This window comes from Crocosphaera sp. Alani8 (genome assembly GCF_038442745.1).
Taxonomy (GTDB): Bacteria; Cyanobacteriota; Cyanobacteriia; order Cyanobacteriales; family Microcystaceae; genus Crocosphaera.
The window spans coordinates 1-2832 of sequence record NZ_JARVCN010000382.1 but is presented as its reverse complement, the minus strand read 5'-3'; the positions used below and the strand labels follow the sequence as shown (position 1 = coordinate 2832).

The window sequence follows — 2832 nt, the reverse complement described above, 5'->3', positions numbered from 1 at the left end:
TCTTTGTCCCCTAACTTTCGGCGAGTCCCCCCAGACTTTTTGAGAAGCTTCGTAGACAAGGTCTTGGTTTTATTGGCATTCAAAAGCCTCTAAAAGCAATTCCCTCGTTTTTAAAAAACAAACCCGATCTGATTTTTTTGGACTTAGTGATGCCCATAACCAATGGTTATGAGCTTTGTACTCAACTGAGGAAAACCCCTAGTCTCAAAGATGTACCCGTGGTCATTTTGACAGGAAAAGATGGGTTAGTTGATCGCATGAGAGCCAAAATAGTCGGGGCTAATGATTTTTTATCGAAACCAGTTAAGGTTAGCGAATTTATCAAAGTATTGAATAAACATTTAAAAAAATCTACCCATAAGGAATCAAGATGAGTCACGTTCTTTTAGTTGAAGATAGTCGAGTCGAAGCCGAAAAGTTGACCAGAGCTTCGCCTTTGAAGGCAGAAGGGTTGTCCTTCAACCTTATCCTTTCGGGTACAGGTTCCCCGTGACCTTACAATTGAACTTCTGCCCTTGTAGCGGAGCGTCTTCTGCCATGTAACTACTCCCTAAACGTTTATTTTTGTCCAGGTACTAAGTAGTATATAAACACTACAGTGATGGATATGACTACTCGGAATTGTATCATATTGATGATGAAGAAAGAGAGGTAAATTTCAGATTTACAAATGAAAAAAAGGGTTGTAAATTAAGACCTAAAGGCTTGTTATTATTCAATGCTAAATCCGCAATTTCCAACATCCAATTTTTGGTCATCTTATAGAAAAATATCGATTACGCCATTTATTCATCTGTGCGTTACCAATAACAGCTAAACGCCGTGCCTCTTTGATCTGTTCTTGTAGTGTAGCGATTTTTTCATTGTAAAGGTCTCTTTTCTGTTGCCAACTTAGGGAATTACTTGATGAGTCTTCTGTCTCAGCTAGAGAACTAGAAACAGGAATGCCCGTTAGCAATGTACGCTCACGCACTTGACTAGAATCAGAAGTAGGAAACTTACTGAACCCTTTACTTAAAACCATATCAGCTAGAAAAGCAGCTGGTTGTAAGTCAGCTAATTCTTTTTGTAACCGTTCAATTTCTTGTTTTTGTTGAGAACACTCTTGTTGCAAGGCAAGTATATCGTTATTTCGATAAGATTTGAAGATACTCAAGGCTGTTGGTTCTGGGTTAAGGGCTTGAGCGATCAATGCTTTAACATCCGTAACAGGGGCTTTACCTCCAGGGTTATTGTAAATGATCGCTTTATTGAGTAAGGAATTGTTATCTGAGGCATTTGCTTTGTCACTGGTGGAAACATTGGGCAAGAGTTTGAACATATTGGTGAAACCTAGTAGTTTTTGCCCTGTTTGCGTGTGATAACCTCGACAATAAGGAACAATATTTTCACCGAAATTATCTTGATATTCGTCGCTATCAATGTAGGAATCAATCTCTGCAAACCATCCACCTTCATCCAATATCTGACTATGATGAAAAGTTTCGCTATAGTCATTAGGTGCGCGTCCTAACAAATGTTTGAAGTTCAATTCAATTGAACGATAACGAGGACAGGGTTCAAAAAAGAGAGAACGATACAATTGAGAATAAGCAACTTGGCGAACAAACTCGCGAACACTAATTTCTCCACCTTTAAGTTGAGATTCAGGAATAGTTAGTCTTTCACTCTCCATAATATGAGCATTGCCCAAAACTTGTCGATAAACCCCTCGAATGATTGTTTCAATTTGGTTTTCATCGGAACCCAGTACCAACTCTAAAAGAGCGACTTTATCAAAAGATTGAAACTGACGTTGTTTTGCGGAATCCATTGTTGTTGGGAGATTAGGTGTTGACATGATAAAAGCAATTAAATTTATTTAACGGGAACGGGAACAGAATCTTCAAACAAAAATTTATGCAGAAATTCTTCCGACCATTCATGACCAAAATAGCTCTTAAATAGCCCCGAGGCCGGATCTCGTTCGGCACTATATTGATCATAGTCTTTCTGTGCCTTGATGATTCGTTCAACCTCGGTCGAATCCGTCTTTGGTTCAGCTTTTTCTACCAGTTGCCAATATAATTGAATATATTCTTGATAAGCAGGAAAAAGTTGCTCTATAACCGTCTGAGGATTAGTTCTGGCAAATAATAAATAGGGAGAGAAATATTGGTTAGCATCATAAAATTTCATTTCCAAATCTTGCGCCAAATCATTATATTTTTTACGAATTGGTGCCATTGGTTCAATATATTTCTTTAAATAATCTGGGTCACGAAACAGAGGCTGAAAATCTAAAACTACTAATATTTTTTTCTGCCCAAAAGCTAAAAAATCAATTCCCAATAAAGGTAAATCGTACTGATGGTTTGGATAAATAACACTATTAAAAATTTGGGCCGTTGCCCCAGCATTAATATAGGTGTAGCGTATTTTTCGGAATTGGGGACATTCATAGCACCAACTTTCAATCATGGCAGGATTTTTGCTCCGTTGACTGATTTTGAATTCCAATTCCGGATCAATCGGTCGATCAATTAAATGAAAGCGACTAAACAGTTCTTTTTCTAGGTGTTGTAAAAAAGGCTGAAACATATAGTCCCCAAAGTGTACTAAAATTTAGCTTCTCTGAAGATACACGGAAGTATTGATTTCTGTCTCCTTTCTGAATCCATAAGTTACAATTTGTAATGTGGCATTTCCTTAATGAGACATAAAAGGGAAACGCTATACAAACAGGTTAAGAGTCGGAATTCTCGCAGTTTATTAACTTTTATTAAAAAAAAATCAGAAAACCGAAGCTTCTCAAAAAGTCTGGGGGGACTCGCCGAAAGTTAGGGGACAAAG

General features: G+C 37.6%; 3 protein-coding genes. 1 reads left to right on the top strand and 2 read right to left on the bottom strand.

What is annotated here, in order from left to right:
* Positions 1 to 71: 71 nt before the first annotated feature.
* The gene (locus tag P9B04_RS19160; RefSeq protein ID WP_342056572.1) at positions 72 to 374 is read left to right on the top strand and encodes a response regulator; all 303 of its coding nucleotides are present in this window, start codon (positions 72 to 74) and stop codon (positions 372 to 374) included.
* A gap of 380 nt (positions 375 to 754) precedes the next feature.
* Here the strand turns inward: P9B04_RS19160 and P9B04_RS19155 are convergent, their stop codons facing one another.
* Positions 755 to 1813 (bottom strand): phycobilisome rod-core linker polypeptide, encoded by a 1059-nt coding sequence (locus P9B04_RS19155; protein ID WP_342056571.1) that lies wholly within the window; start codon positions 1811 to 1813, stop codon positions 755 to 757.
* Between the two features lie 44 nt (positions 1814 to 1857).
* Positions 1858 to 2580 (bottom strand): 15,16-dihydrobiliverdin:ferredoxin oxidoreductase, encoded by a 723-nt coding sequence (locus tag P9B04_RS19150; RefSeq protein WP_342056570.1) that lies wholly within the window; start codon positions 2578 to 2580, stop codon positions 1858 to 1860.
* Positions 2581 to 2832: the final 252 nt, after the last annotated feature.

Excerpts from the sequence above, each read along its gene's own strand:
- P9B04_RS19150 (WP_342056570.1), bottom strand. The coding sequence starts at position 2,580 with ATGTTTCAGCCTTTTTTACAACACCTAGAAAAAGAACTGTTTAGTCGC.
- P9B04_RS19155 (WP_342056571.1), bottom strand. The coding sequence starts at position 1,813 with ATGGATTCCGCAAAACAACGTCAGTTTCAATCTTTTGATAAAGTCGCT.